Annotated in this window: 24 protein-coding genes; 12 read left to right on the top strand and 12 right to left on the bottom strand. The window is 74.5% G+C overall.

Annotation, left to right across the window (positions count from 1 at the left end; all coding sequences use genetic code 11):
• Positions 1–67 precede the first annotated feature (67 nt).
• Positions 68–820 (bottom strand): carbonic anhydrase, encoded by a 753-nt coding sequence (locus tag ACFHW0_RS30840; RefSeq protein ID WP_416613144.1) that lies wholly within the window; start codon positions 818–820, stop codon positions 68–70.
• Between the two features lie 210 nt (positions 821–1,030).
• Here ACFHW0_RS30840 and ACFHW0_RS30835 point away from each other — a divergent pair, with 210 nt between their 5' ends.
• Both ACFHW0_RS30835 and mycP read left to right on the top strand, forming a co-directional pair.
• Positions 1,031–1,372 carry a helix-turn-helix transcriptional regulator gene (locus tag ACFHW0_RS30835; protein ID WP_121396946.1) on the top strand — a complete coding sequence of 114 codons (342 nt, stop codon included), beginning with the start codon at positions 1,031–1,033 and terminating at the stop codon, positions 1,370–1,372.
• 54 nt (positions 1,373–1,426) lie between these two features.
• On the top strand, positions 1,427–2,674 hold the full coding sequence (gene mycP / locus ACFHW0_RS30830; protein ID WP_416613143.1) for a type VII secretion-associated serine protease mycosin: 1,248 nt from the start codon (positions 1,427–1,429) through the stop codon (positions 2,672–2,674).
• Positions 2,675–2,749: 75 nt separating this feature from the next.
• Here the strand turns inward: mycP and ACFHW0_RS30825 are convergent, their stop codons facing one another.
• The 10 genes from ACFHW0_RS30825 to eccCa form a co-directional block, all read right to left on the bottom strand.
• Positions 2,750–4,057 (bottom strand): WXG100 family type VII secretion target, encoded by a 1,308-nt coding sequence (locus ACFHW0_RS30825; protein WP_416613142.1) that lies wholly within the window; start codon positions 4,055–4,057, stop codon positions 2,750–2,752.
• 16 nt (positions 4,058–4,073) lie between these two features.
• On the bottom strand, positions 4,074–4,595 hold the full coding sequence (locus ACFHW0_RS30820) for a hypothetical protein (RefSeq protein ID WP_416613141.1): 522 nt from the start codon (positions 4,593–4,595) through the stop codon (positions 4,074–4,076).
• A gap of 72 nt (positions 4,596–4,667) precedes the next feature.
• Positions 4,668–6,245, bottom strand: coding sequence for a S8 family serine peptidase (locus ACFHW0_RS30815; RefSeq protein ID WP_416613140.1), 1,578 nt, complete (start codon positions 6,243–6,245; stop codon positions 4,668–4,670).
• Positions 6,246–6,327: 82 nt separating this feature from the next.
• Positions 6,328–6,606, bottom strand: a complete 279-nt coding sequence (locus ACFHW0_RS30810) for a WXG100 family type VII secretion target (protein WP_089002279.1) — start codon at positions 6,604–6,606, stop codon at positions 6,328–6,330.
• A 28-nt stretch (positions 6,607–6,634) separates the two neighbouring features.
• Entirely contained in the window at positions 6,635–6,943 is a 309-nt protein-coding gene (locus tag ACFHW0_RS30805) for a WXG100 family type VII secretion target (protein ID WP_121396950.1), read from the bottom strand.
• A 169-nt stretch (positions 6,944–7,112) separates the two neighbouring features.
• Positions 7,113–7,373 carry a hypothetical protein gene (locus ACFHW0_RS30800; protein WP_416613139.1) on the bottom strand — a complete coding sequence of 87 codons (261 nt, stop codon included), beginning with the start codon at positions 7,371–7,373 and terminating at the stop codon, positions 7,113–7,115.
• A gap of 29 nt (positions 7,374–7,402) precedes the next feature.
• Positions 7,403–8,131: a hypothetical protein gene (locus tag ACFHW0_RS30795; protein ID WP_416613138.1), complete on the bottom strand. Its 729-nt coding sequence runs from the start codon at positions 8,129–8,131 to the stop codon at positions 7,403–7,405.
• Between the two features lie 31 nt (positions 8,132–8,162).
• The gene (locus tag ACFHW0_RS30790; protein ID WP_121396953.1) at positions 8,163–8,456 is read right to left on the bottom strand and encodes a hypothetical protein; all 294 of its coding nucleotides are present in this window, start codon (positions 8,454–8,456) and stop codon (positions 8,163–8,165) included.
• 17 nt (positions 8,457–8,473) lie between these two features.
• Positions 8,474–8,896 carry a YbaB/EbfC family nucleoid-associated protein gene (locus ACFHW0_RS30785; RefSeq protein WP_416613137.1) on the bottom strand — a complete coding sequence of 141 codons (423 nt, stop codon included), beginning with the start codon at positions 8,894–8,896 and terminating at the stop codon, positions 8,474–8,476.
• A gap of 98 nt (positions 8,897–8,994) precedes the next feature.
• Positions 8,995–12,957: a type VII secretion protein EccCa gene (gene eccCa / locus ACFHW0_RS30780; RefSeq protein WP_416613136.1), complete on the bottom strand. Its 3,963-nt coding sequence runs from the start codon at positions 12,955–12,957 to the stop codon at positions 8,995–8,997.
• Positions 12,958–13,125: 168 nt separating this feature from the next.
• On the opposite strand from eccCa, the gene eccD reads away from it, so the two are divergent.
• A complete protein-coding gene (gene eccD, locus ACFHW0_RS30775; RefSeq protein ID WP_416613135.1) occupies positions 13,126–14,523 on the top strand; it encodes a type VII secretion integral membrane protein EccD in 1,398 nt (465 codons plus the stop codon).
• A 22-nt stretch (positions 14,524–14,545) separates the two neighbouring features.
• Here eccD and ACFHW0_RS30770 read toward each other — a convergent pair whose 3' ends face one another.
• Positions 14,546–15,727 carry a type VII secretion protein EccE gene (locus ACFHW0_RS30770; RefSeq protein ID WP_416613134.1) on the bottom strand — a complete coding sequence of 394 codons (1,182 nt, stop codon included), beginning with the start codon at positions 15,725–15,727 and terminating at the stop codon, positions 14,546–14,548.
• Positions 15,728–15,877: 150 nt separating this feature from the next.
• On the opposite strand from ACFHW0_RS30770, the gene eccB reads away from it, so the two are divergent.
• The 9 genes from eccB to ACFHW0_RS30725 all read left to right on the top strand — a co-directional run bounded on the left by eccB (position 15,878) and on the right by ACFHW0_RS30725 (position 23,398).
• A complete protein-coding gene (gene eccB, locus ACFHW0_RS30765; protein ID WP_416613133.1) occupies positions 15,878–17,425 on the top strand; it encodes a type VII secretion protein EccB in 1,548 nt (515 codons plus the stop codon).
• 107 nt (positions 17,426–17,532) lie between these two features.
• On the top strand, positions 17,533–17,901 hold the full coding sequence (locus ACFHW0_RS30760) for a hypothetical protein (RefSeq protein WP_121396959.1): 369 nt from the start codon (positions 17,533–17,535) through the stop codon (positions 17,899–17,901).
• Complete coding sequence (locus tag ACFHW0_RS30755) at positions 17,894–19,171, top strand: WXG100 family type VII secretion target (RefSeq protein ID WP_416613132.1); 1,278 nt, start codon at positions 17,894–17,896, stop codon at positions 19,169–19,171. The genes ACFHW0_RS30760 and ACFHW0_RS30755 overlap by 8 nt, the downstream gene beginning before the upstream one ends.
• Before the next feature lie 189 nt (positions 19,172–19,360).
• Positions 19,361–19,735, top strand: a complete 375-nt coding sequence (locus ACFHW0_RS30750) for a hypothetical protein (RefSeq protein WP_416613131.1) — start codon at positions 19,361–19,363, stop codon at positions 19,733–19,735.
• Between the two features lie 245 nt (positions 19,736–19,980).
• Positions 19,981–20,799: a hypothetical protein gene (locus tag ACFHW0_RS30745; protein WP_416613130.1), complete on the top strand. Its 819-nt coding sequence runs from the start codon at positions 19,981–19,983 to the stop codon at positions 20,797–20,799.
• A gap of 46 nt (positions 20,800–20,845) precedes the next feature.
• On the top strand, positions 20,846–21,181 hold the full coding sequence (locus ACFHW0_RS30740) for a DUF1232 domain-containing protein (RefSeq protein WP_416613129.1): 336 nt from the start codon (positions 20,846–20,848) through the stop codon (positions 21,179–21,181).
• Positions 21,182–21,211: 30 nt separating this feature from the next.
• Positions 21,212–21,619: a pyridoxamine 5'-phosphate oxidase family protein gene (locus tag ACFHW0_RS30735; protein ID WP_416613128.1), complete on the top strand. Its 408-nt coding sequence runs from the start codon at positions 21,212–21,214 to the stop codon at positions 21,617–21,619.
• 335 nt (positions 21,620–21,954) lie between these two features.
• Positions 21,955–22,626 carry a C39 family peptidase gene (locus ACFHW0_RS30730; RefSeq protein WP_416613127.1) on the top strand — a complete coding sequence of 224 codons (672 nt, stop codon included), beginning with the start codon at positions 21,955–21,957 and terminating at the stop codon, positions 22,624–22,626.
• Between the two features lie 169 nt (positions 22,627–22,795).
• Positions 22,796–23,398, top strand: a complete 603-nt coding sequence (locus ACFHW0_RS30725; protein WP_416613126.1) for a hemerythrin domain-containing protein — start codon at positions 22,796–22,798, stop codon at positions 23,396–23,398.
• Positions 23,399–23,627: the final 229 nt, after the last annotated feature.

Genomic DNA, 23,627 nt, shown 5'->3' with positions numbered 1-23,627 from the left:
AAGGGTCACGCCTGCCACTGCCGGCTATCAGCTCACCACTCCCGAGCCGACCCCGCCATGCTCACAGTCAGCGGAGGGGGGCGCTGGCCGCCGGCTCCGGCGCGTCGGCCGCACGGGCGGGCACCGAGGCCACCGTCCGCACCTCGCCGGCGGTCAGCCGGTACGACATGCCGACCACCCCGCAGCGGCCGGCGGCCACCTCCGCGGCGAGCACGGCGGATCGGCCCAGCATCGCCTCGACGGTGTGCGCGATGTGGATGTCGACGATCCGGTCGATGTCGTCCACTCCCTCGGCGGCGGCCCGGCGCAGGCTCGGCACCACGGCGTCCACCACGGCGCACAGGTGCCCGACCGGCGGGGTGCCGGTGGCGTCCGCCGTACGCGCCGCCTGGACGGCCCCGCAGGAGTCGTGCCCGAGCACCACCACCAGCGGCGTGCCCAGGACCGTGACGGCGTACTCCACGCTGCCGAGCACCTCGGGGCCGATGGTGTGCCCGGCGGTGCGGACCACGAAGAGGTCACCGAGGCCACGGTCGAAGATGATCTCGGCCGCGAGCCGGGAGTCGGAACAGCCGACGATCACCGCGAAGGGGTGCTGCCCGTCGGCGACCGCGGCGCGGTGCCCGGCGTCCTGGTTGGGGTGGCGCGGCGCGCCGGTCACGAACCGCCGGTTGCCGGCGTGCAGCTCGGCGAGCGCCTGCTCGGGACTCGTGGGGACGGCGAACGGGGTGTCGACGTCGGTCGGTGCCCCGCCCGTGGTCGGCACCGGGAGCGTCCGCTCCGGGCCCGGTTGAGTTCCTGGCGATCCGGGACGACTCATCCCACACCTCGCTCCGCACGTGAACGGCCTGGTCACCCGGGCCGACGCTGGACGCGGGCTGCCACCACCGTCACACGCACTGCAAGATACGTCAAGGTATGCGTGATATGCATTTCATATGTTCGGCGGTCCCTGCGCGGCGGCGGTCGGGCCCGCCGTGCGTCCGCCCGCGCGAGGGCACGCAGGAAAACACGAAGCAGGGGCCATACGATGGCGGACATGGCGACGACAGGGGAGAACGGGAGCACCCGCAACTGGACCTTCCTCACCAACCACGGGCACGTGCTGCTCGCCATCGCCCGCAACCCCACCGCCCGGCTCCGCGACGTCGCCGACGAGGTGGGCGTCACCGAGCGGGCCGCGCAGGCGATCGTCGCCGACCTGGAGGCCGGCGGCTACCTGCACCGCACCCGGGTGGGCCGACGCAACGAGTACACCCTCAACCCCGCCGGGCGGTTCCGGCACCCCGCCGAGGCGGACCGGCAGGTCGGCGCCCTCCTCGCCCTCTTCGCCGACGAGCAGGAGCCGGCCGAGGCCACCGAGCGTTCCTGACGACGGGTCCGGGCGGCGGCACGCGCCCTCGGGCCGCGGCGGTAATCTCACCGCGTGCGCGAGAGTTTCCGACCGGGCGGGACCGGGCCGGCCCGCCGAGGCGGGCGCGGTGCCCGCGCGGTCCTCGGTGGAGCGGCTGCGGTCCTGCTCGGCACCGCCGTCGTCGCCCCGTCGCCCGCCGCGGCGGCGGCCCCCCGCTGCGGGCCCCCCGGCGTCGCCGCCCCCGCCGAGACGCCGTGGCCGCTGAAGAGACTCGAACCCTCCTCGGCCTGGCGGATCTCCCGGGGCGCCGGCGTCACGGTGGCGGTCATCGACTCCGGCGTCTCCGCCCTCCATCCCGCCCTCAAGGGTCAGGTCAAGGTGGGCCGGGACTTCAACGGCCTGCCGCAGCAGGAGGGCCGCTGCGACCTGGCCGGGCACGGCACCATCGTCGCCGGCATCATCGCCGGGAAGGAGGGCACCGGCGCGTCGTTCAGCGGCATCGCTCCGCAGGCCAGGATCCTCCCGGTACGCGTCCTGCCCGACACCAGGACCACCGCCGACGAGGGTCTGCCGGGGCAGATCGCCGAGGCGATCCGGTGGTCGGTGAGCAACGGCGCCGACGTGATCAACCTGTCGCTGGTGACCCTGGACCGGCAGGATCTCGCCGACGCCGTCCGCTACGCCCTCGACGAGGGGGTGGTCGTGGTGGCCGCCGCCGGCAACCGCCAGGAGAACCAGCAGGACAGGCCCGCGTTCCCGGCCGCCTACCCCGGGGTGATCGCGGTCGCCGGGGTGGACGAGGAGGGCGGTCACGTGGGCAGCTCGGTGAGCGGGGACTACGTCGACCTCGCGGCACCCGGGCTGAACATCCTCGGCCCGGCCCCCGGAGGCGAGGGCTTCCTCGCCGAGCCGCAGGGCGGCACCAGCTTCGCCGCCGCGTACGTCTCCGGGGTGGCCGCGCTGGTCCGGGCCGCCCACCCCGACCTCGACCCGGAGCAGGTCGCCGACCGGCTGATCCGGACGGCCGACAGCCCGCCCGAGGGGAAGAACGCCGAGATCGGTCACGGGGTGGTGAACCCGTACCGCGCGGTGGCGACCGTGCTCGGCACCCGCACCGACCCGCCGGCCGGCGCGATGCCCGCACCGCCCTCCACCGAGGATCCGCTCGCCTGGCAGGGCACCGTCGCGGTCTGGGTCGCCGCCGTCGGCGCGCTCGTCGCCGGGCTGCTGCTCTCCGTCAAGCCGATCCTGGTCCGCGGGCGACGCCGGGGCTGGCGCCCGGGCCGCCGCCCGTCGGCAACGGACGCCACGACCGGCTGACGCCCCTCCCCGGTCTGCCCGGGAAACGCCGAGCGCCGCCCACCGGTGCGGTGGACGGCGCTCGGCGCGACTCCGTCAGCGCAGAATGCCCGGCGTACCGCCGCCGTCCGCGCCCCAGACGTCCTCGTCCTCCTCCAGCCAGGTGTTGCGAGGGGCCTCCTCCTCGCCGTAGCCGGCACCCATACCGGCCATGCCACCGACGCCCCGTGCGCCCGCGCCGACGCCCTTGGCGCCCACGCCGGCGGCACCCGCGCGCCCGCCGCCACGGCCGACCCCACCGGCCGCGCCGCCCATCATCGGCGCCATGCCGCCCGCACCGAGCTTGCCACCAGCGCCCCGGCCGCCACCGCGGTTGGCGCCGGCCGCGCCGCCGCCCATCATCGGCCCCATGTTGGGGCTGACCGGCCGGCCGAGCGAGCCGCCGCCCGGGATGACGCCCCCGCCGCCGAGCCCGCCACCGGAGCCCAGGCCGCCACCGCCGCCGAGCCCGGAGGTGCCGGGCAGGCCGCCGCCGCCGAGCGCGGGAACCGTCGGGGCGCCGGCACCGGCCAGACCGCTGCCGTAGTCGTCGGCGAGGCTGCCGGTGCTCGGGTCGTAACCGCCGCTCGGGTCGTAGCCGCCGCTCGGGTCGTAGCCGCCACCGGTCAGGCCGGGGTGCGCGGTGGAGCCGATCCCGGTGGTCCCGGTCTCGGGCACGCCGGCCCCGCTGAGCGACGGCATGCCACCGCCCGGCATGCCACCGGTCGAGGGCATGCCGCCCATGCTGGGCGCGCCGCCGACGCTGCCGGCGCCGGGGCCGGCGCCGAGGTCGGGGGTCTGCACGTCCGGCGACTGGGTGGTGCCCGGCGTGGTCTGGCCGGGCGTGCCCGAGTCGATGGTCACGTAGTCGCCGCTGACCTGGTTGTAGACCTTGGCCGCCTCGTCGGACTTGTCGTTGAGCCAGTCGGCGAGCGAGGTGAGCGGGTCGAGCAGGCCCAGGAAGTCGGGCTTGACCTTCATCTCGAAGAGGCCCGTGTCGATCACGATGCGGCCGTTGCGCGCCTCGAGCACGTCGTTGACGCAGCTCGCGGGGATGGGGAACTCGGCCTGCGCGGCGCTCAGCTTGTCGGCGGCGGTCTTCAACGACTGGACGATGCCGTTGTGCTTCTCGGCGTCGTCGACGACCCGGCCCGTGTCCGTGGCGATCTGCTTGATGTGGGTCTTGAAGGACTCGTACGCCGGGCCCTTCCACACCTCACCGAGATCGGCGACGTTCGTCTCCAGGCTCTCCTTGACGGAGTTCAGGTTCTTCAGCAGCTGCTCCCAGCCCAGCGCGGCGCTGGTGACGTCGCCCGGCCTGCCCGCCACGACGATCTGCTGGCACATCTCTTCCCAGCTCGGCATCCTGTCACCCTTCCGATCAGCCGTTGGATCCGTTGGTGGCGGCTTGGCTGAAGGCGCGCTCCATCTCGGCGGCGGACATGGCGTTCGCCTTCTCCGCCGTCTCGTAGTTCTCCTTGACCTCGCGCAGCGCGTTGGCGGCCTGGTAGAGGTCCTCGGCGAGCTTGCGGACGCTCTGCTGCGTGGTGGTGAAGAGGCTGCCGTGCTTACGGGCCAGGTCGCCCGCCCGGTCGAAGGCGCCGAGCGGGCTCGTCGCCCCGCCGCCGACGCCGTTCAGGCCGCCCGACGCCGCCGCGCCGCCCATCCGGTCCTGGATCTCGACCATCGTGTACGACTGCTTGTTGAGAAACGAGGCGTGCGACTCCAGCCACTCGATGGCGCTGTCCAGGCTGGACGCGTCCCACTCCGTGTTGTCGCCGCTCTCGCCCGCCCCCGGCACCAGGCCGGAGGGGGTCTGCGCCCGGTTGACGTTGTCCATCGTGATGCCGCTGACGTGCACGGTGGGTGCCAGCGGGGTGATGGGCATGTATGGGGTGTCCACCCGGATCTCCTCCGGAGGGTCCGTCCTGTCGTCCGTCATCGGTTCCTCCCCGTCGCCGACTGACAATGTGGCTTACTGCTGGTGTCCGCCGAGGGCCGGCGGGGGTGGTGCCGTCGGCGCGGCGCCGGGCGGCTGCCAGGCACCGGCCTGGGGTGCCGGCGGCGCACCGTACGGGTGGGTCCCGCCGGTGGGCGTCGGGCCGTACCCGGGCGGGGGCCCCGCCTGGGGCGGTGCGGGCATGCCCGGTGCCCCGCCGGGTGGCGGATATCCGGGCGCGCCGAACTGCGGGTTGCCGTGCGACCCGACCGGTGCGCCGCCGGCCGGCGGATGACCGGGGGGCGGCGGGTAACCGGGCGGACCGGCCTGCGGGCCGCCGGCCGGTGGATAGCCCGGCGGCGGATAGCCGGGCGGGCCGCCGGGCGGCGGGTACCCGGGCGGGCCGGGCCGGACAGCGGTCGCCTTCCGCCGGGACCGACGCACCAGCACGATCACGAGGATCAGCAACGCGACGGGCACGAGCAGGCAGAGCGCCCCCCGGACCAGCGCGCCGGTGTCCTTCTTCATGCTGATCGACACCGCCGGCCCGTCGTCCTTCTGCGACTCTGCCGCGCCCGCGGAGGGGTCGGCGCCGTTCGCGGCACCGGCGAGCAACGGGTGCGCGTCCACCGCCGGCACCGAGCGGGTCAGCGCGGCGAGCGGGTCGATCGCGCCGAAGCCGTACTGGCTGTCGCGGCCGGCCGGGCCCTGGTCCCGGGCGGTGCGGATCAGCCGGTTCGCCACGTTGGCCGCGTCGAGGTCCGGGTACTTCGCGCGGACCAGCGCCGCCACCCCGGAGGTGATGGCGGCGGCGTCACTCGTGCCACTGCCGATGCCGTAACCGTTGGACGACACCGACGCCGACCGGGGAGAGATGATCTCCTGCATCGGCGCGGCGAGCACGGCCTCCCGACCGGTGGCGCTCTGCGCGAAGAACTCGCCGTTCTTCGCCAGCCCGGTCACCGCGATGACGCCGGGGATGTTCGCGGGGCTGGTGACGACGCGGTCGTTCTGTAGCCGGTTGCCGGCCGAGGCGATCAGCACGACGTCCTTGTCCAGGGCGTACCGGACGGCGGCGATCTCGTCGGGGGTCGCCGCCGTGCCCGTCCCGACGGACATGTTGATCACGTCGGCGCCGGCGTCGGCCGCCCAGCGGATGCCCTGCGAGAGGTCTGCCGAGTCGAAGGAGTCGCCCATCGCGACGGGCAGGATCTTCGCCTCCGGGGCGATGCCCAGGTGCCGCATCGCGCCACCGCCCCGGGACGCGATGATCCCGGCCATCGCCGAACCGTGGGCCTTCCTGGTGTCGTCGTCGCGGCGACCGTCGGCCGCCGTCCCGGAACCGATGCCCTTGCCCGGCAGGACCTGACCGCGCAGGTCCGGCAGGTTGGGGTTGACCCCGGTGTCGATGACCGCGACGGTGACGCCCCTGCCCTTGGTGAGCTTGTGGGCCTGCGGGATCTTCAGGGTGTCGAGGTACCACTGGAGGCCGCGTACCGTGTCGGCGCGTGCCGGGGCCGGCGCGGCCAGTGGACCGGAACCGGCGCCGACGACCAACGCCAGCACCGCGACGGCCAGCCGGAGCTTGGACCGCGAAGGCTTCCCCGCACGCATGATTCTCCCAGGACCTATCGACGCACAACGCGACGCGGCTCCGGCCCGGTCGAACCGGACCGGAGCCGCGTCGGCGATTGTGTCAGTTCCACGCCTTGGCGTTGCTCATCTCGGTGCTGACGTAGTTCTCGCGGGCGATGCCCACGGCGCCACCGATGTCGTTCAGGATCTTGTTGATGTCCCGGACGGCGGCGTCCCACTGCGCCTGGTGCTGCTCGTACGCGGCACGGTCCTCACCGTCCCACTGGAGCTTCGACAGCATCGAACGCAGCGTGTCCAGCTTCTCGTCGATGGTCCGCGAGATGGCCATCATCTGCTGGTTGCTGCTCTCGAGGACCGCGTAGTCAACCTTGATGCTCATGAGTTCCTCCCCTGCTCGTCTCGGCGGATCACGGGTTGAGTGCAGAGTGGAACTTGTCCAGCATCTGCTGCTGCTCTTCGTCGTTGACCTGGTGCGTCGTACCCGACTTGTCGAGCAGGTCGGCGATGTTGTCCATCGCCGTCAGCAGCTTGCCCGTGTCCTCGTTCCAGCGCTGCATGAGCGACTGGAAGCCGGTGGACGCCTGCCCCTTCCAGGCGATGGCCAGGTCGTCGACCACGTTCCACAGCTTCTTCAGCTCGCCGTCGACCTCGCTGCGCGTGGAGCGCACGTCACCCGCGGCGGTATGCAGAGTCGCTGCTTCGACCTCGAACGCCATGCTTCACACCCTTCCGTCTTCTTGTGGCGGCGCAGTCGCCGCGTCCTCCCCCGCCGCAAGGCAATCACCCCACCGACGGACACTCAGTCAAGACCGTAGCGGACGGTGTCCACCACGCGCAGCCCTGCCCCGCGCGGTACGCGGGTGCCCGCCGCAGTGCCCCGTCCGACTAGGAGGAACGGGAGTACGAGCGGACGTGCATCACCGCTCCGACCACGAAGACGAGGGCGAGCATCGATACGAGCGCCCACTGCACCGCGTCGTCGGCGAGGGTGCCGAGGGCCAGCCCGAACGCCGCCACCCCACTGAGCAGGACGAGTTCCATCGCCCTGCGGGCCACCCGCGACCGGGCGAACTGCGCGACCAACCCCAGGACGACGAAGACCGGGACGGTCGTCAGCGCGTACCCGAACAACATGCTCTGCCACACGGTGGCACCCCACCTCTCCGCCCGGTCGCTCAGGCCCGGTAGAAGCCCGAATCCTGCACCCAATCGATCTTGATGTCCTGGATGTCGGGGTCGGCGTCGCCGGTCGCCCAGCCCGGACGGGAGTCCGAGACGAAGTTGTACTGGCTGTTACCGCGGAACGCCGACGCCACCGTGGAGAACAGCGCGCCGATGTCCGTGAAGATGAGCCCGAGGATCGCCGCGGTGGCGGTGAGGCCGGCCACCCCGATCGCCTGCGCCAGCGGCGCGGTCGCCGGGAACGCCTGGAGGGCCACGGCCGCGATGACCGCGATGAGGATCGGCACCAACGCGCCGACCAGGGCGTCGATCGAGGCGTTGAAGTGGTCGCGGACGGCGGTCAGCGCGTCCTTGTTGGCGTTGAGCGCCTCCGCGAGCGCCCCGATCTCGGCGTTCAGCTTCTGCACGAAGGCGTCGAACGCGTCCCGGTCCTCGAAGTCCCACTCCTCGCTGGAGGGGATCACGCTCTCCAGCGCCGCGCCGAACTGGTCGCCGCCCAGGAAGCGGGCCGCGTCGCCCCACTCCTTGATGGACTGGTTGACCTCGTCGTTGTCGAACGTCTCGAGGTGGATGATGGCGGCGGTCAGGAACGCGGCGCCGACCAGCCACACCCAGTTGGCCCGAGCCGCCCCGGCCAGCGAGCGGACCGGCGCGGTCTGCGCGGCGACGCTGTGCGTCCCCACCACCGAGCCCGAGGAATTCGCGATCAGGATCTCCGGCATCGAACCCTCCCTGCGTCCCGCACCCGCGAGGTCACTTGACCACCCAGGGCTGGTCCGACTTCTCCCAGTTGAGCGCGCTCTGTTCGAGGTTGGCGGCGGCCCTCTCCAGGTGCTCGACGCCGGTGCGCAGGTTGTCGAGGTGACCGTCGACGGCATCGTTATGCGCGCTGACGGCGGACAGGCCGAGCAGCGTCATGGACATGCCCGACAGCTTGACGCCCTCCAGCGCCCGCTGCGCGTTGCGCAGGTAGGCCATCGGGCCGTCGGCGGCCGCGAGCTTCTGCCCGGCCTTGCGGATGGCGTCGACGTCGACGACGTTGGCCACTGGACCCTCTCCTCTCGTCAGCCGCGCAGCCGGCGCAGCGGGTCGTTGAGGTCCACCCCGAACTGCTGGAACCACTCCTCCGGGGTGACCTTGCCCGCCTCGGCCCGTCGGACCAGGTCCGCGCCGCCGAGCATCTCCTCCAGCAGCTCGCGCTGCCGCTCGGCGTGCGCCTCGTAGGCGGCGTCGATGGCGGCCTGGAGCGACTCGGCCAGGCTGAAGCTGTCCAGTCGCATCGCCCGGGCGTCGATCTGGACGTCGCCGACCTTCATGTCGCCGTCGACGGTGACCTGGACCAGGCCGTCCGGGCTCTCCCCGACGACCCGCAGCTCGGCGCGCTGCCGCTGGAAGTCCGCGAGCCGGCGCTGCTGCTCCTGCGCCTGGCGCAGGATGCCCTCGAGCCCGGCCCCGCCCATGCCGCCGGGCGTCCACGATGTGCTCAAAACGGTCCTCTCGTCGGCTGCGACGCTCGTGCCGCAGGTTACCGGATGCCGTCACACCGGGGCGGTCCCGCCGACCGCCGGCCTCGGCGGGGGGACCCTCAGGCCGGCTCCGACCAGGCGGTCTGGATGAGCTGCTGGCCGTCGCGGCGGCGCACCAGCGTGCCCCGGCCGGGCGGCTGCGGGCTCGGCCGCAGCGTGCCGAAGACCGCGCCCTCCTCCCGGTTGCCGGACATCAGCAGGCCGGGCTGGTCCAACTCGCGCAGGCGTTGCAGGACCGGCTCGTAGAGCGCCCGGGCCACGCCACCCACCCGCCGGGTGACGATCAGGTGCAGGCCGATGTCGCGGGCCTGGGGCAGCAGCTCGTGCAGGGCGCTGAGCGGGTTGTTCCCGCCCGAGGCGACCAGGTCGTAGTCGTCGACCAGGATGTAGAGGTCCGGCCCCTTCCACCAGCTGCGGTCGCGCAACTGCGCGGTGGTGACGTCCGGGCCGGGCAGCCGGTTGGACAGCGCGCTGCGGATCGAGGCGAGCCCCTGGGCGAACACCTGGTTCGACGGCGCGTAGTCGAGCAGGTGGTCCCCCTCGACCGCACCGAGCAGACCGCGCCGGTAGTCGGCGATGACCAGCCGGGCCTGCGCCGGGGTGTACCGCTCCGTGATGCCCCGCGCGATCAGCCGCAGCAGGTTGGTCTTGCCGCACTCGGCGTCGCCGAAGACCGTCAGGTGCGGCTCGTTGACGAGGTCGAGGTAGACCGGGGCCAGCGCCGACTCGTTGACGCCGATCGGCAGGCCCGGCGCCGACCGGTCGACGACCCGGGCCAGCTCGCTGAGGGGCAGCCTGCGCGGCAGCAGCCGTACCTTCGGCGCCGGCTGGCCCTTCCACGCCTCCGCGACGTGCCGGGACAGGGCGATGGACGCCTCGGTCAGGTCGTCGATGTCGCGCCGGCCGTCGATCCGGGAGATGGCGGTCAGGAAGTGCAGCTTGTCGCGGGTCAGACCGCGGCCGGGCGAGCCGGTCGGGACGTTCGCCGCCGCCCGCCGGTCGATCTCCGACTCGTTGGCGTCACCGAGACGCAGCTCCAGCTTCGTGCCGAGCAGGTCCCGCATGTTGATCCGGATCTCCGCCCACCGCACGGCGGTCAGCACCACGTGCACGCCGAAGCCCAGGCCACGGTTGGCCAGGGTGGTGATCGTCTGCTCCAGCTCCTCGTACTCCTGGCGCAGCGTGTTCCAGCCGTCGACGACGAGGAAGACGTCGCCGAACGGGTCGTCGGCGAACTCCCCGGCCGCCCGGCGCCGGCGGTAGCTCGCCACCGAGTCGATGCCGTGCTGGGCGAACCGGTTCTCCCGCTCGTCCAGGACGGCCACCACCTCGGCCACCGTACGGCGTACCGCCTCGGTGTCCCGCCGCCCGGCCACGCCGGCCGTGTGCGGCAGCCCGTCCAGGCTGCGCAGCGCGCCACCGCCGAAGTCCAGGCAGAAGAACTGCACCTCGCGCGGCGTGTGGGTGAGCGCGAGCGAGGCGAGCATGGAACGCAGCATCGTGCTCTTGCCGCTGAGCGAGGCGCCGACGATCACCACGTTGCCGCCCGCGCCGGCCAGGTCCACGAGCATCGGGTCACGGCGCTGCTCGTACGGCCGGTCCACGATGCCCACCGGAGCGGCCAGCCGCCCGCGACCACCCCACGAGGCGGTGCAGAGGCCGTACCTCGGGTCGACGCTCAGCGGCGGCAGCAGCTCGCCCAGGCCCGGTGGCTCCGCCAGCGGCGGCAGCCAGACCTGGTGCGCCGGGCGGCCCCGCCCCTTCAGCCGGTCGATCAGCACGTCCAGCATCGCCACGGCCTTGCCGTCGGCGGGCTGCTCCGGCTCGGGCGCCTCCGGCACCGGCAGGGTCGGGTTCTGCACGGGTACGAAGTCCACCCCGTACCGGACGATCCGGCGCTGCACCAGCGCCCGCGACGACGCGGCGGCCTGCCCCGGGGCCCGGTACGGCCCGGACACGTACGCGGCCCGGAACCGCAGCATGGTGCTGGTGTCGGTCTTCAGGTAGCCGTGGCCGGGGGCGTTGGGCAGCTCGTACGCGTCCGGCACGCCGAGCACGATCCGGCTCTCCACCGCCGAGAAGGTACGCAGACCGATCCGGTACGACAGGTGGGTGTCCAGGCCGCGCAGCTTGCCCTCCTCCAGCCGCTGGCTGGCCAGCAGCAGGTGCACGCCGAGCGACCGGCCCAGCCGGCCGATCATCACGAAGAGGTCGATGAAGTCGGGCTTCGCGGCGAGCAGCTCGCTGAACTCGTCGCAGATGATGAGCAGGCTGGGCATCGGGTCCAGCGGCTCGCCGGCCGCCCGGGCCTTCTCGTAGTCGTAGCGGGAGACGTAGTTGCCGGCGGCCCGCAGCACCTCCTGGCGGCGGGTCATCTCACCGGCCAGCGCGTCCTTCATGCGGTCGACCAGCGGCAGCTCGTCGGCCAGGTTGGTGATCACCGCGCTGGTGTGCGGCAGCGCGTCCAGCGAGGCGAAGGTGGCGCCGCCCTTGAAGTCGACCAGGACGAAGTTGAGCTCCTCGGAGGAGTGCGTCACCGCCAGCGCGCCGACGATCGTGCGCAGCAGCTCGCTCTTGCCGGAACCGGTCGCGCCGATGATCAGGCCGTGCGGGCCCATGCCCTCGTGCGCGGACTCCTTGAAGTCCAGCTCGACCACGTTGCCGTCCGGCCCGACGCCGAGCGGGATGCGCAGCCGGTCGCGGTGGCTGCGCGGGCGCCAGGTCTGCTGCACGTCGACCGCGGCGGCGTCGCCGACGCCGAGCAGGTCCGGCAGCTCCATGCTCTTCGCCAGCGGCTCCTCCGACGTGGTCTGCTGCTGCGACAGCCGGTACGGGGCGATCTGCCGGGCCAGCCCCTCGGCGGCGGCCTCGGTGAGCCGGTCCGGCCGGCCGAGCCGGGACGAGGAGGTGCCGCGGACCAGTTCGAGGGAGCTGCCGTCGCCCACGTCGAGGCAGAGCAACCAGCGGCCGGCGTCCCGCGGCACGGTGCCGGAGAGGTCGATGACGGTCGCGCCGAGCAGTCCCGGCCCCATGAGCTGGCAGGCGGCCGAGACCTCACCGCCGTCGATGACCACCACGAGGTGCGCCGCGGTGGTCAGCGGCTTCGCCTCCGGCGCGAACCGGGGCCGGCCGGCCAGCTCGCCGGCGAGCGCCTCCTCGGCCTCGGCGAGGCTCGCGAAGACCATCCGGCGGGCGCCCGCCGCGTCGGTCCGGGCGCTGTGGTGGTTGTGCGGCAGCCACTTCACCCAGTCCCAGGACGGCTGCCGGTCGGGCGCGGCGACGATCGCGACGACCATGTCGTCCGGGGCGTGGAAGGTGGCGAGCTGGCCGAGCGCGGCCCGCGTCAGGTCGAGCACCGGCTCCCGGTCGCCGCGCAGTACCACCCGGCTGAACGCCCGCACGGAGAGCGCGGTCGGCAGGTCCGGCACGCTCGAGTGGGCGCGGACGAAGCGACGCAGCGCGATGGCGCTCATCGGCTCCAGGTCCTCGACCGGCTTGGTCTCCGGCGGGACGATCTCCACGGCCAGGCGCTGCGGACCGGTGGCGATCCGGGTCTCGCCGAAGTCGTCCTCGGTGATCCGCCGCTCCCACAGCCGCCGGGAGGCGGCGATCGACCAGAGCGCGTCCGGCTCCGGGTGCCGCCAGGCCATCGCCGCCCGCTGCTGCTCGGCGGCGCGCCGGGTGCGCTTGCGCATCTGGGCCAGGTAGCGCATGTAGTCGCGCCGGTCGGCGTTGAGTTCGGCCTTGTCGTTGTTGCCGTTGCTCAGCGACCCGAGCGCCATGCCCAGCATCGAGACGCCGAAGAGGCCGCCGGCGATGTAGGTCATCGTGCCGCCGCCCCGGCCCGCGTAGAGGAACGCCATGGCGCCCACGCCGCAGACCATCGGCAGGATCATCAGCAGCTGCCCCATCCCGCGCGGGGTGGGCTCGGGCAGCTCCGGAGGCGACTCCAGCAGCACCTCGCCTCGCGGCAGCGCAGGCCCCGGCTGACGCGGGAGCCGGCGGAACACCACCGTGCTCACGGCTGTCTCCTCCCCAGAAGCGGCCCTGATGAAGTTCGGCGAGCGACCGGAGTCGTCGGGTGGGCATCGTACGTGCCCGCCATCGTAGGTAATCTCCCGTGGGCGTCAGGAACCCGTGCGTCGGCGTCGCCGGCCAGGGGTGATCGTAGAGAGCGCGAGGAGGCCACTGTGGCGACGAAGACGGCGACCGGCGGCCTGAGCCGGATCACCATCGTGGCGCCCCGCACCCGGATGGACCTCGCGCTGCCGTCGGACGTACCGCTCGCCGACCTGCTGCCGACCCTGCTCCGTTACGCGGGTGAGGACCTGGCCGACGAGGGGGTGCGGCACGGCGGCTGGAGCCTGGCCCGGCTGGGCGGCCAGCCGCTGGACGGCGGTCGGACCGCCACGCAGCTCGGCATCCGCGACGGCGAGGTGCTCTACTTCAACCCCCGGTCCGCCACCGCGCCGGAAATCGTCTTCGACGACGTGGTCGACGCCGTCGCCACCGCCACCAACCAGCGCCCGGGCGCCTGGCAGGTCGGCACCACCCGCTCCTTCGCGGTGCTCTTCGCCGCCGCGGCGCTGGCCGCCGGCGCGATGGCGGCGCTGTTCACCGGGCCGCCGCACCTGCCGGGCGCGCTGGCCGCGCTGGTCGTCGCGGTCGCCCTGGTGGTCGCCGCGGCCGTGTTGTCCCGGGCCGCCGCCGACAGCGCGACCGGGTCGGTGCTGGGGGTCGTCGGCCTGGCGTACGCGGGGGTCGGCGGCCTGCTGCTGCTCGCCGGCGACCGCCCGTTGACGGAGCTGGCCGCCCCCCACGTGCTCCTCGGCGCCACGGCCGTCGTGCTCTGCGCGGCGGTGGCCGCGCTGGCCGTCGGCGACCGGCTGCCGCTCTTCTTCGGCGCGGTCGCGGTCGGCGCCGTCACCGGCCTCGGCGCGGTGGTCAGCCTGGCCTTCGACACCGACGCGCCGGCCGCCGCCGCGGTGGTGGCCGCGATCGCGTTCGGCGCGGTGCCGGCGCTGCCGATGGCGGCGTACCGGCTGGCCCGGCTGCCGGTCCCGTCCATCCCGACCGGCCCCGACGACCTCAAGAGCGACACCGAGTCGGTGGACGGCCGGCAGGTCCTCCAGCTCAGCGAGCGGGCCGACGAGTTCCTGACCGGCCTGCTCTGGACGGTGTCGCTGCTGGTGCTCGGCGCCCAGGTCGTGCTCGCGCTGCACGGCAGCCTGCCGGCGGTGCTGCTCTGCCTCGTGCTGGCCCTGCTGTCGCTGCTGCGGGCCCGGCCGTTCCTGGGCCGCGCCCAGCGCACCCCGGTGCTGTTCGCCGGCACCGCCGGGCTCGGCCTGACCGCCGCCGCCACGTTCGGCAACGGCTCCACGGCGGTACGCCTCGGCGTGATCCTCGGCGGCCTGGTGCTCGCGGCCGTGGTGAGCCTGATCTACGGGCTCACCGTGGCCGGCAAGCGGATCTCCCCGGTCTGGGGCCGGCTGCTCGACATCGTGGAGATCATGCTGATCATCGCGCTGGTCCCGCTGGCCGTCTGGGTCGTCGGCCTCTACGGCTGGATCGTCAACCTCCGCCCCTGACCGGCTCTTTCGTCCCCCGCTCTCAGTCGGTCGGGTGCAGGGTCGTGACGCGGGTGGCCGCCGGGGCGGTGGCGTAGACGCCGGGGCCGTGCTGGCCGTCCACCGGGCGGGCCGGGGCGCCGGACCGGCAGACCACCTCCCGCACCGCCTTGACCAGCGCCTCCACGTGGTCGTCGAGCGCCGCCACCCGGAGCATCGGCGGGGCGACGCGTCCGCCCGGCAGCACCGCGACGGCCAGGGTGTGCGAGGGGGCGGACGTCGCCGTCACCGCGTCCACCAGCGGGCCGAACGGCGCGTCGGCCCGGGGCCGCAGGACCAGGCAACGCTGGGTCCAGCCGCCGCCGCGCAGCCCCGTCCAGGTCTCCGCCGGCGGCGCCGGCGCCAGGTCCAGCCCGGCCGCGGAGACCACCGCCGCGCGCAGCTCGTCGCGGCTGAGGGGGCGGTGGGCGAGCCCGGCCGCGGTCAACGCCTTGCCCAGCCGGCCGATGCCGGCGGAGAGCGTACGGTGCACGCCGGGCATGCCGCCGCCCCGGCTGACGGTCTCGACGCGGGCGTCCCGTACGGAGAGCCGCAGCGCCAGCCAGACCGTCCGGTGGGCCGCGGGCGGCGCTCCCGGCGCCGGGTACCAGACCAGGGTGTGCGAGACGACCTGGGAGCGGGTGACCGGGCCGGTGAAGTCGGCGAGCACCCGCAGTGCCCGGTCCATCACCGACGCCTCCACCGAGCCGGCGGGCGCCCCGGCGTGACCCTGCAACGCCACCGCCGCGAACCAGCCCTGTGCGTCCTGCCCGATGCCGAGGCGCGTGCCGCGGTCCGTGAGCTCGGTCACAGTCAGCTCCGGGGCCAGGGGCGCCAGCCTGGGGTCGGTCCCGCCGCCGGCCGCCACGGTGCTCCTGGCCGCCTCCCGCCGCCGCCGCAGCCGCCGGCGCAGCAGCAGGTCCTCGTACCACCAGCGGCCACCCCGACGGGCGAAGACCGCGCCCACCACCGCCAGCGACAGCACGCCGACGACGGCGGCGAGCCAGACCGGCCCGCCCAGCGCCGCCCAGACGGCCAGGGCGCAGAGTTCCAGCACCACGAGTTGCCCCACGGCCACGGGCCCGATCCGACCACGGTCGCGCCGGTCGGCCGGGACGACCGGCCGCTGCGCGACGCCGGACGGCTGCGGTGCCGGACGACCGGGTGGCGCCTGAACCTGCGTCATCGCTGACAGTCCTTTCTGGACGGCGGAGCGTCCGCCGGATCGGGTCGGGCGCTGGTCCCGGTGACCCGTCGACGGCCCCTTATCGTAGGGAAGCCCGCGACACCGACTCGGACCTGCTCGTCGCGGACCCACCCCCGCCGGAGGTAAGTCATGCGGACCCGCCGCGATCAGGTGCAGGCGTACCGCTTCGTCACCCGCCGGATCGTCTCGGCGCTGCTGTCGGGCGACCCGGAGACCAGCAACCTGCCGATGCGGCGGCTCGGCATGGCGGTCTTCGGCAGCGTCATCGCCGCGGCCGTGGTGCTCGGTGGCGTCGGCGCGTACGGGCAGTTCACCGGCAACACCGCGCCGCTGGAGCCGAACACCCTGGTGATCGAGCGGGAGACCGGGGCGACGTACGTCTTCGTCGACGGGCAACTGCACCCCACCCTCAACTACGCCTCGGCCCGACTGATCATCAACGAGCCGGCCCCGCAGGTGCGCACGATGTCCCAGGCGTCGATCCGGGACCGGCCCCGGGGCCGTACGGTCGGCATCGTCGGCGCCCCCGACGCGCTGCCGGACCGGAAGTCGCTGACGGGCCTGCCCTGGTCCGTCTGCGACGTACCGGACCCGGCCGATCCCCGCCGTTCCGGCACGCGGGTGGTGATCGACCGACCGCTGCCCGGTGGTGCGCCGCTCGGCGACCGGGCCGTGCTGGTGGAGACCGACGGCCAGCGGCACCTGCTCACCGGCGACACGCGGTTGCAGGTGACGGGCGGCGACTCCGCGCTCGCCGCGCTGCGGATGGCCAACGCGCCCCGCCTGCCCGTGGGGCAGCAGTTGCTCAACGCCGTGCCCGCCGGGCCGGTCCTGCGCAAGCCGGCGATCGCCGGCGAGGACGAGGCCAGCACCCTCACCGAGCGCCCGGCCAAGGTCGGTCAGGTCTTCCGGGCGGCGGGCCAGCACTACGTGCTCACCCGGGAGGGCCTCTCCGCGATCGGCGAGATCAGCGCGCTGCTGCTGCTGCGCGACGGCGGCCAGGTCACCGACATCACGCCGGCGCAGGCCGGCAAGCTGCTGACCGACCAGCGGGCGGAGGAGGCCGGCATGCCGCAGGCCCTGCCCGCGCTGCACCCGGTCACCGCGGGGCGGACGGCGGTCTGCGCGACCTACCGGGCGGGCGCCGACGGCGGGCCGCCCACCACCACGCTGGAGGTCTTCGACCGCGTGCCGGCGGAACTGGCCGCACCCGGCGGGGTGCCCGTGCGGCAGAGCGCGCGCGACGGCGTGCGTACCGCCGAGGGCGTGTTGCTGCCCGGCGGCAAGGGCGTGCTCGTGCAGGCCACGCCCGGGTCCGGCGAGAGCGGCACGGCCGCCCCCGGCGCGACCGTGCATCTGATCAGCGCCCAGGGCGTCCGCTACCCGCTCGGCGTCGGCGCCATGTCGGCGCTGGGCTACGAGGGGGTCACCCCGCTGGCCGTACCCGCGTCGCTGCTGGCCCTGGTGCCCACGGGGCCGACGCTCTCGCGGGACGACGCGCTCGCCCACTTCGCGCCCGGGCCCGCGACGTCGGCTCCGGCAGGCGGCCCGGCGAAGCCGACGGGCAGCCCCACCCCGGAGAAGTCCGGGGCGTCGGCGACACCCTCCGACGAGCCCGATTCCGGGTCGCCGGCCTCGTCCGGCGCGTCGTCGCCGAGCCCGGAGACGGACGGCTGAGTACGCACCCGGTGGATCGACACCGGTGGCGGGTCGCCCGCGTCGCACCCGTCGACTAACCTGAGCCCTGCCAACGGTTATCGACGATGACGTACGGGGATGCTGCCATGACCGGGCGCACGACAGTCGACCTGCTGTCCCTGGAAGACTTCCACCAGAAGTTGGCCCACCGGCTGACCGAGGCGGAGAAGGCGTTGCGGAAGCTGAGCACCGAGATGCAGTGCCGGCCCCCGGCGCTGGGCTCGTTCGCCGACGCCACCGAGAACTCCCGCCGCTACTCCGACATCCACCAGTCCTACGTGGACCAGGTCGACCGGCTGCGTGCGGCGGTGAAGGCGGCGCAGAGCGCCACCGCGACGATCCTGGCCAACTACCGCACCGCCGAGGAGCGCAACGCGGCCAACTCCGCCGACATCGCCGCCGCGCTGAACGGGGTGGACGACGCGTTGAAGCGGAAGGAGGATCCGCGTGTCTGAGTACACCCAGCGCTACCAGCACGTCAGCCACCAGCAGCTCTACGACGGCGTGATGGCCGGCCAGCCCGGCCAGATCGACGGCGTCGCGGCGCAGTGGACGGCGCTCAAGGGCATGCTCGACGGGCTGTCTCGCGAGCTCAGCGGCGACCTCGACAAGCTCGCCAACACCTGGACGGGCTCGGCCTCGCAGGAGTTCCAGCGGCGGTTGACGCTCGTCACCGACTACGCCGACAAGCTCGGCGAGGGCATGGCGGACGTGAGCCGGGGCCTGACCCTGATGGCCGGCGAGCTGCGCACCGCCCGCGAGCAGGCGGAGAGCCCGGCCGAGACCGACGACCACGACCAGGCGCTCTCCGGCGCGGCCAAGGGCGCCGTGTTCGGCGTGCCGGGCATCGTGGTCGGCGGGCTGCTGGGTCACCAGCAGGACAAGGCCGAGCAGGAGAAGGCGCACCAGCGCATGGTCAACGTGGTGGCCGAGCTGGCCGCCGGCTACGACCTCTCCGCCTACGGCCGGCTCGTCCCGCCGCCGCCACCGCACCCGGACACGCCCGGCACGACCAGCCGCGACTCCTCGACGACCCCGCGCAGCGGCCCGGGCGCCGGCACGCCGACGGCCGCACCGAAGACCTCCGGCCTCGCCGGGCAGCCGGGCGGCGCCACCGTCGCGGCCCCCGACCGGCCGAGCTCCGGACCGGGCGGCGGCGGAAACGGGACGCTCATCCCGGGCGCCGTCGGCGGCGGGCACCCGGGCGGCGGCGGCATCGGCGGCACGGTCGACGGCGCTCCCGGCGGCGTCACGGCCGGCACCTCTCTCGCCGGTGCCACGGTGCTGACCGGCACGCCCCCCACGACGGGTCCCGTAGGGCTGGGCGGCACCTCGACGGCCTCGGCCGGCACCGGGGCGGGCCTCCAGTTCGGCCCCCAGGGCGGCGTGCTCGGCACCGGAGCCCTCGCGGCGAGCGGTAACGCACCGGCCACGGCGGTCCGGTCCGCCGGCGGCACCCCGGTGGCGGACAACCGGTCCGCGACCGGGATGGGCCGGCGCTTCGACAACGGAGCACGACAGGGCGCCGCCGGCGACCGGGCGGTCAGCGGGACGGGGCGTGCGGGCGGCGCACGCGGCGGGGCGAACCGCCCCGGCGTCCTGGGCGGCGTTCAGGGCGCGCACGACGACGACACCGACGGCCGGCTGACCTGGCTGACGGAGGACGACATGGTCTGGGGGGACGGCGCCGCCGCCGCTCCGCCCGTGCTCGGCACCGACAGCTGACGCCCACCAGCACGACGACGGCCCACCCGGCAGGCGTACCACCGGGTGGGCCGTCGCACGTGCGGCGTCGATCCCGGCGGGCGCGGTCGCACCCGCCCGGCGATCCTTTTCGGACACCGTGGCGGCGGTCACCCGATCCCGGGTCGTCGGCGCGCTGCGGGAGCCGGGCCCGGGCGATAGGTTGGACGGGTGCCTTCCGCAGCGTCCGTCGACCCGTTCTGGTCGGTGACGCTGCGCTCCCTGCGTGAGCTGACCCGGCTGGCGATCGCCGCGCTGGTGCTCGCCGTGGGCCTCGGGGGCACGACCGTCGCACCGGCACCGTCCGCCGCCGTCACCGCCCCCGTTCCGGCCGCCGGTCTGACCGTCGCGAGCACCCGGCTCACCCCACCGCTGTCGCGCCGCGAGCCGGTGGCCGAGCAGGTCGACGGCTTCGCCGCCCCGCCGGCGGTCCGGCGCGACGACACGCCGGCCGACACCTCCGCTGTGGCGGTCGCCCGCCCGGACGGCCCCGCCCGCGACCCCGGCCGGGGCGTCCCCGCCCGGCGCGGTCCGCCCGCCGCCTGAGCCGTCGGCCACCGGCTCCGCATCCGGGACCGCCGGCCGCGACGGACCGCCGTCACGCGGCGTCCGTCCGCCCCGGCCTCCTGCTCTGGCCGCACGCACCGGCGTCCACCCGTCGGTCCGTCGCCGTCCGTCGCCGGAGCGGCCATTGCCGCGGTACGCCCCGCACACGCGCCCACGCTGCCCACCCGCCCGTACGTCGGGCACAGACCCTGTCGATTCCCTCGATCGACCGCGAGGTGCTGACCATGGAAAACGTGTTCTCCTCCGTCCTGCTCGACGTGCCCCGGGCCGCCGTGATCTGGCTGAGCCTGCTCGGCGTCGTCGCCGTCACCGTGGCCGGTCTGCTGCTGCGTCCCGGCCGGCTCCGCTTCGACGCCGACTCCCGCATCCGGCGCGCCGCCATGCCGAGCGAGCTGGAACGGGCCGAGGAGGAGCGCGAACGTTCCCGGTACGCCGAGGAGGTCTCGGTCGCCGCGGACCGGGCCGCCACCACCGCCGCCCGGCTGCGGGCCGAGTGGCTGACCGCGCAGGAGGAGGTCGAGGCGGCCTGGCAGGCGTACGAGGCCGCCGAGGCGGACGTCCGCCGGCTGGCGGTCGCCGAGGCGATGCCCCTTCCGCGTACCGTCCGGACGCCCGCCGAGTACGCCGAGCGCGAGCGCTTCCTGCACCGGGCCGCCCTCGACGCGTACTGGCGCAAGGAGCTGTCGGTGGAGCAGCTCAGCGACGTCTTCGCGCACCGCGACGGCTGGGACCCCCGGCTGCACCCGGTCGAGCAGGAGCTGGTGCTGCGCCGGGCGGTACGGGACAACCTGCTCGCCCGGCAGCGGGCGGCCAGGGAGCGGGAGCAGGCCGCGTGGCGGGCCGCGGAGACCGCCGCCGAGGCGGCGCGCAGCCTGCGGGACGAGGCGTTCGCCGCGGTCAACCGCCGACCCGAGGAGTCGCAGTCGCTGCTGCCGCTGGTCGAGGGCGCCGGGGTGGCGGAGCAGACCCGGGAGTTCCCGGCGGTGACCGGCCGCGAGGTGCCGTCGGTGGCCCGGGGCCGGGCGGCGGTTCCCGCGTACTGACCGGCAGAACCGGGCGGAACCGGTCCCGCTGGGCTAGCGTGACGGCATGTCCAGGGAGGCGTGGGTCGTCGTCGGCGTCGTCGTGGCGGTCGCCACGTTGGTCGGCGCGGTGGTGCTGGCCGTCCGCGTGATCCGCACCCGCCGCCTGCTCGGCACGCTCGGGGTGAACGGCAAGCTCGCCTTCTACGGCGCGCTGCTCTACACCGTCCTGCCGGTCGACCTGATTCCCGACCCCATCTACCTGGACGACATGGCGGTGCTGACCGGCGCGCTGCTCTACCTCGGCCGGCTGGTCCGGCAGCGCCGCGCCGCGAAGGCACCGCTGCCGGGGGCCGCCGACGCGCCGTCCGACCCCGACCGGGCGCACCGTCGCGTGCCATGATCGGTACCGCGCCGCGAGACGGGGACGGACATGCCCGGTGACCATCGGTTGGCACCCCACGACGAGCGGGTCGTGGCGTTCTGCCGGGAACGGCACCTGGCCACGTTGACCACCCTGCGCCCGGACGGCACCCCGCACGTCGTACCGGTGGGTGTCACCTTCGACGCCTCGACCGGCCTGGCCCGCGTGATCACCGGCGGCGCGTCCCGCAAGGCGCGGCACGTGGCCGCCGCCGGCCCCGGGGGCGCCCCGGTGGCCGTCTGCCACGTCGACGGGCGACGCTGGCTCACCATCGAGGGGCGGGCCGTCGTGCGCGCCGACCGGACGGCCGTCGCCGAGGCCGAGCGCCGGTACGCCGAGCGCTACCGGACGCCCCGCCCGAATCCCGACCGGGTGGTCATCGAGATCGCGGTTACCCGCCTGCTGGGCAGCCTGTGACCGGATGACCGGTTCCTCCCGCCACGCGCCTCAAGCGCACGCCTGACCGGCCCGCACCCTCCTGCGTGACGCACCGGCGCGGGGACCCGGCGGGGGTGTGACGCGGGGCATCCGTACGTCGGAATCCTGCCGCCCGTGGCCCGGTTGAACCTCGACGTGCGGCCGGTACGCCCCGGCCGAGGGCAGGAATGCCCGCCGGAGCAGCGCCGTTGCATCCCTGAGTACGCCCGTGGGCCGACCGCTCCGGGCCGTCGAATTCCCCGAGCCGAGCGCCTTTCCCGGTGCTGTACGCCCCGGTCCCCCCGGAGGCGTCGACCCCCGATTGGAGCCCGACCATGAATCCGATCGTCCAGAAGAGCGGCCTCTCCGTCGCCGGCCTGCTGGTGGCCGGCGGGTGCCTCGTGGGCCCGGCGGTGTCCGCCCAGGCGGCGCCGGCGGCGAGCACCCCGGTCGGTGCGGTGCACGCGGACGACCGCGCCGCCAGGGACGGCCGCGCCGACCGGCGTGCCGAGCGCACCGTGCGCATCGAGTACCAGGCGCAGCCCAACTTCTACTACTGCGGCCCGGCCGCGACCCGGATCGCCCTGTCGGCGCTGGGCAAGGCGCTCTCCCAGGACGAGGTCGCGAAGAAGCTGGGCACCACCGAGGCGGGCACCGACTCGGCCCTGGACACCACCCGCGTGCTCAACGAGCTGACCGGCGGTGGGTACCGGACCACCGAGATCCCGGGTCCGGTGGCCAAGCCGGAGCAGGTCGACCGGCTGCGGTCCGACGTCGTCGGGGCCCTGGACAAGGGCCGGCCGGTGGTGGCCAACATCAAGGGCACCGCGGTCGACACCGTCGGCAATCCGCACTCGTACGAGGGCGGGCACTACCTGACCCTGGTGGGCTACCGCGACGGCGGCGACCTGATCCGGATCGCCGACCCGGCCGCCCCCGAGGGCGAGTACTGGATGACCCTGGAGAAGGTCGCCAACTGGATCGCCGAGCGCGGCTACTCGTCCTGATCCGACCCCTGAGGGCCGGCCCCCGCGCGGGGGCCGGCCCTCGGCTCTCTCCGCGGGCGCCCGTCGGGCCCGTGCTGGTCGGCGACGGATCGATGGCCGGTGGGTTCGGTCGACGGTTCCCGGGTACCTGCTCGACAGCCGACCGTTCCGCAACCGGTAAGGGGCAGACATGACCAACCCACAGGACACCAGGAGTCAGGACGTGGTGGACGTCCTGACGGCCGACCACCGTGAGGTCGAGGCACTCTTCGTGCAGCTGGAGAGCCGGCAGGGCACCCCCGAGCACCGCCGGCAGCTGGCCGACGTGATGATCGCCGAGCTGGTCCGGCACGCCGTCGCCGAGGAGATGCACGTCTATCCGACCGCCCGCAAGGCGCTGCCGGACGGCGACCAGATCGCCGAGCACGAGATCTCCGAGCACGCCGACGCCGAGCGGACCATGAAGGAGCTGGAGTCGGTCGACCCGTCCGACCCGCGCTTCGACGAGCTGCTGGCGCACCTGACGAGCACGATCCGGCACCACGTCAAGGACGAGGAGTCGGACCTCTTCCCCCGCCTGCGCGCCGCGGTCGCCGCCGAGGAGATGGTCGAGCTGGCCGGGAAGGTGGAGGCGACCAAGAAGACCGCCCCGACCCGACCGCACCCGGCCGCACCCGACCGGCCGCCGGCGAACCGGCTGCTCAACCCCGGCGCCGGTCTGGTGGACCGGATGCGGGACGCGCTGAGCGGCCGCACCACGTCGACGGCGGAGCTGGGCCAGAACCAGCGCTGACCGCAACCGCTCATGGTGGCCACGCCCGGCCCGGGGCGTGGCCACCGGCGTCCCACCAACCGGCCGCAGCGCTCCGGCCCCTGGGCGCCAAGCCGCCCCCAGCGCTCCGGCTCCTGGCGGCCGGGGCGGCTCAGGGCTCCGGCCGCTGGCCGCCGGGACGGCTCAGGGCTCCGGCCGCTGGCCGCCGGGACGGCTCAGGGCTCCGGCCGCTGGCCGCCGGGACGGCTCA

This window comes from Micromonospora sp. LOL_025 (genome assembly GCF_048060285.1).
In the GTDB taxonomy this organism is placed as follows: domain Bacteria; phylum Actinomycetota; class Actinomycetes; order Mycobacteriales; family Micromonosporaceae; genus Micromonospora.
This window is presented reverse-complemented; position numbering and strand designations above follow the sequence as displayed.

Coding starts and splice junctions, on each gene's coding strand:
- ACFHW0_RS30770 (WP_416613134.1), bottom strand. CDS start 15,727: ATGACGCAGGTTCAGGCGCCACCCGGTCGTCCGGCACCGCAGCCGTCC.
- ACFHW0_RS30795 (WP_416613138.1), bottom strand. CDS start 8,131: ATGCCGGAGATCCTGATCGCGAATTCCTCGGGCTCGGTGGTGGGGACG.
- ACFHW0_RS30840 (WP_416613144.1), bottom strand. CDS start 820: ATGAGTCGTCCCGGATCGCCAGGAACTCAACCGGGCCCGGAGCGGACG.
- ACFHW0_RS30835 (WP_121396946.1), top strand. CDS start 1,031: ATGGCGGACATGGCGACGACAGGGGAGAACGGGAGCACCCGCAACTGG.
- ACFHW0_RS30735 (WP_416613128.1), top strand. CDS start 21,212: ATGCCCGGTGACCATCGGTTGGCACCCCACGACGAGCGGGTCGTGGCG.
- ACFHW0_RS30740 (WP_416613129.1), top strand. CDS start 20,846: ATGTCCAGGGAGGCGTGGGTCGTCGTCGGCGTCGTCGTGGCGGTCGCC.
- ACFHW0_RS30760 (WP_121396959.1), top strand. CDS start 17,533: ATGACCGGGCGCACGACAGTCGACCTGCTGTCCCTGGAAGACTTCCAC.
- ACFHW0_RS30805 (WP_121396950.1), bottom strand. CDS start 6,943: ATGGCGTTCGAGGTCGAAGCAGCGACTCTGCATACCGCCGCGGGTGAC.
- ACFHW0_RS30745 (WP_416613130.1), top strand. CDS start 19,981: ATGGAAAACGTGTTCTCCTCCGTCCTGCTCGACGTGCCCCGGGCCGCC.
- eccB (WP_416613133.1), top strand. CDS start 15,878: ATGCGGACCCGCCGCGATCAGGTGCAGGCGTACCGCTTCGTCACCCGC.
- ACFHW0_RS30810 (WP_089002279.1), bottom strand. CDS start 6,606: ATGAGCATCAAGGTTGACTACGCGGTCCTCGAGAGCAGCAACCAGCAG.
- ACFHW0_RS30725 (WP_416613126.1), top strand. CDS start 22,796: ATGACCAACCCACAGGACACCAGGAGTCAGGACGTGGTGGACGTCCTG.
- ACFHW0_RS30825 (WP_416613142.1), bottom strand. CDS start 4,057: ATGCCGAGCTGGGAAGAGATGTGCCAGCAGATCGTCGTGGCGGGCAGG.
- ACFHW0_RS30815 (WP_416613140.1), bottom strand. CDS start 6,245: ATGCGTGCGGGGAAGCCTTCGCGGTCCAAGCTCCGGCTGGCCGTCGCG.
- ACFHW0_RS30730 (WP_416613127.1), top strand. CDS start 21,955: ATGAATCCGATCGTCCAGAAGAGCGGCCTCTCCGTCGCCGGCCTGCTG.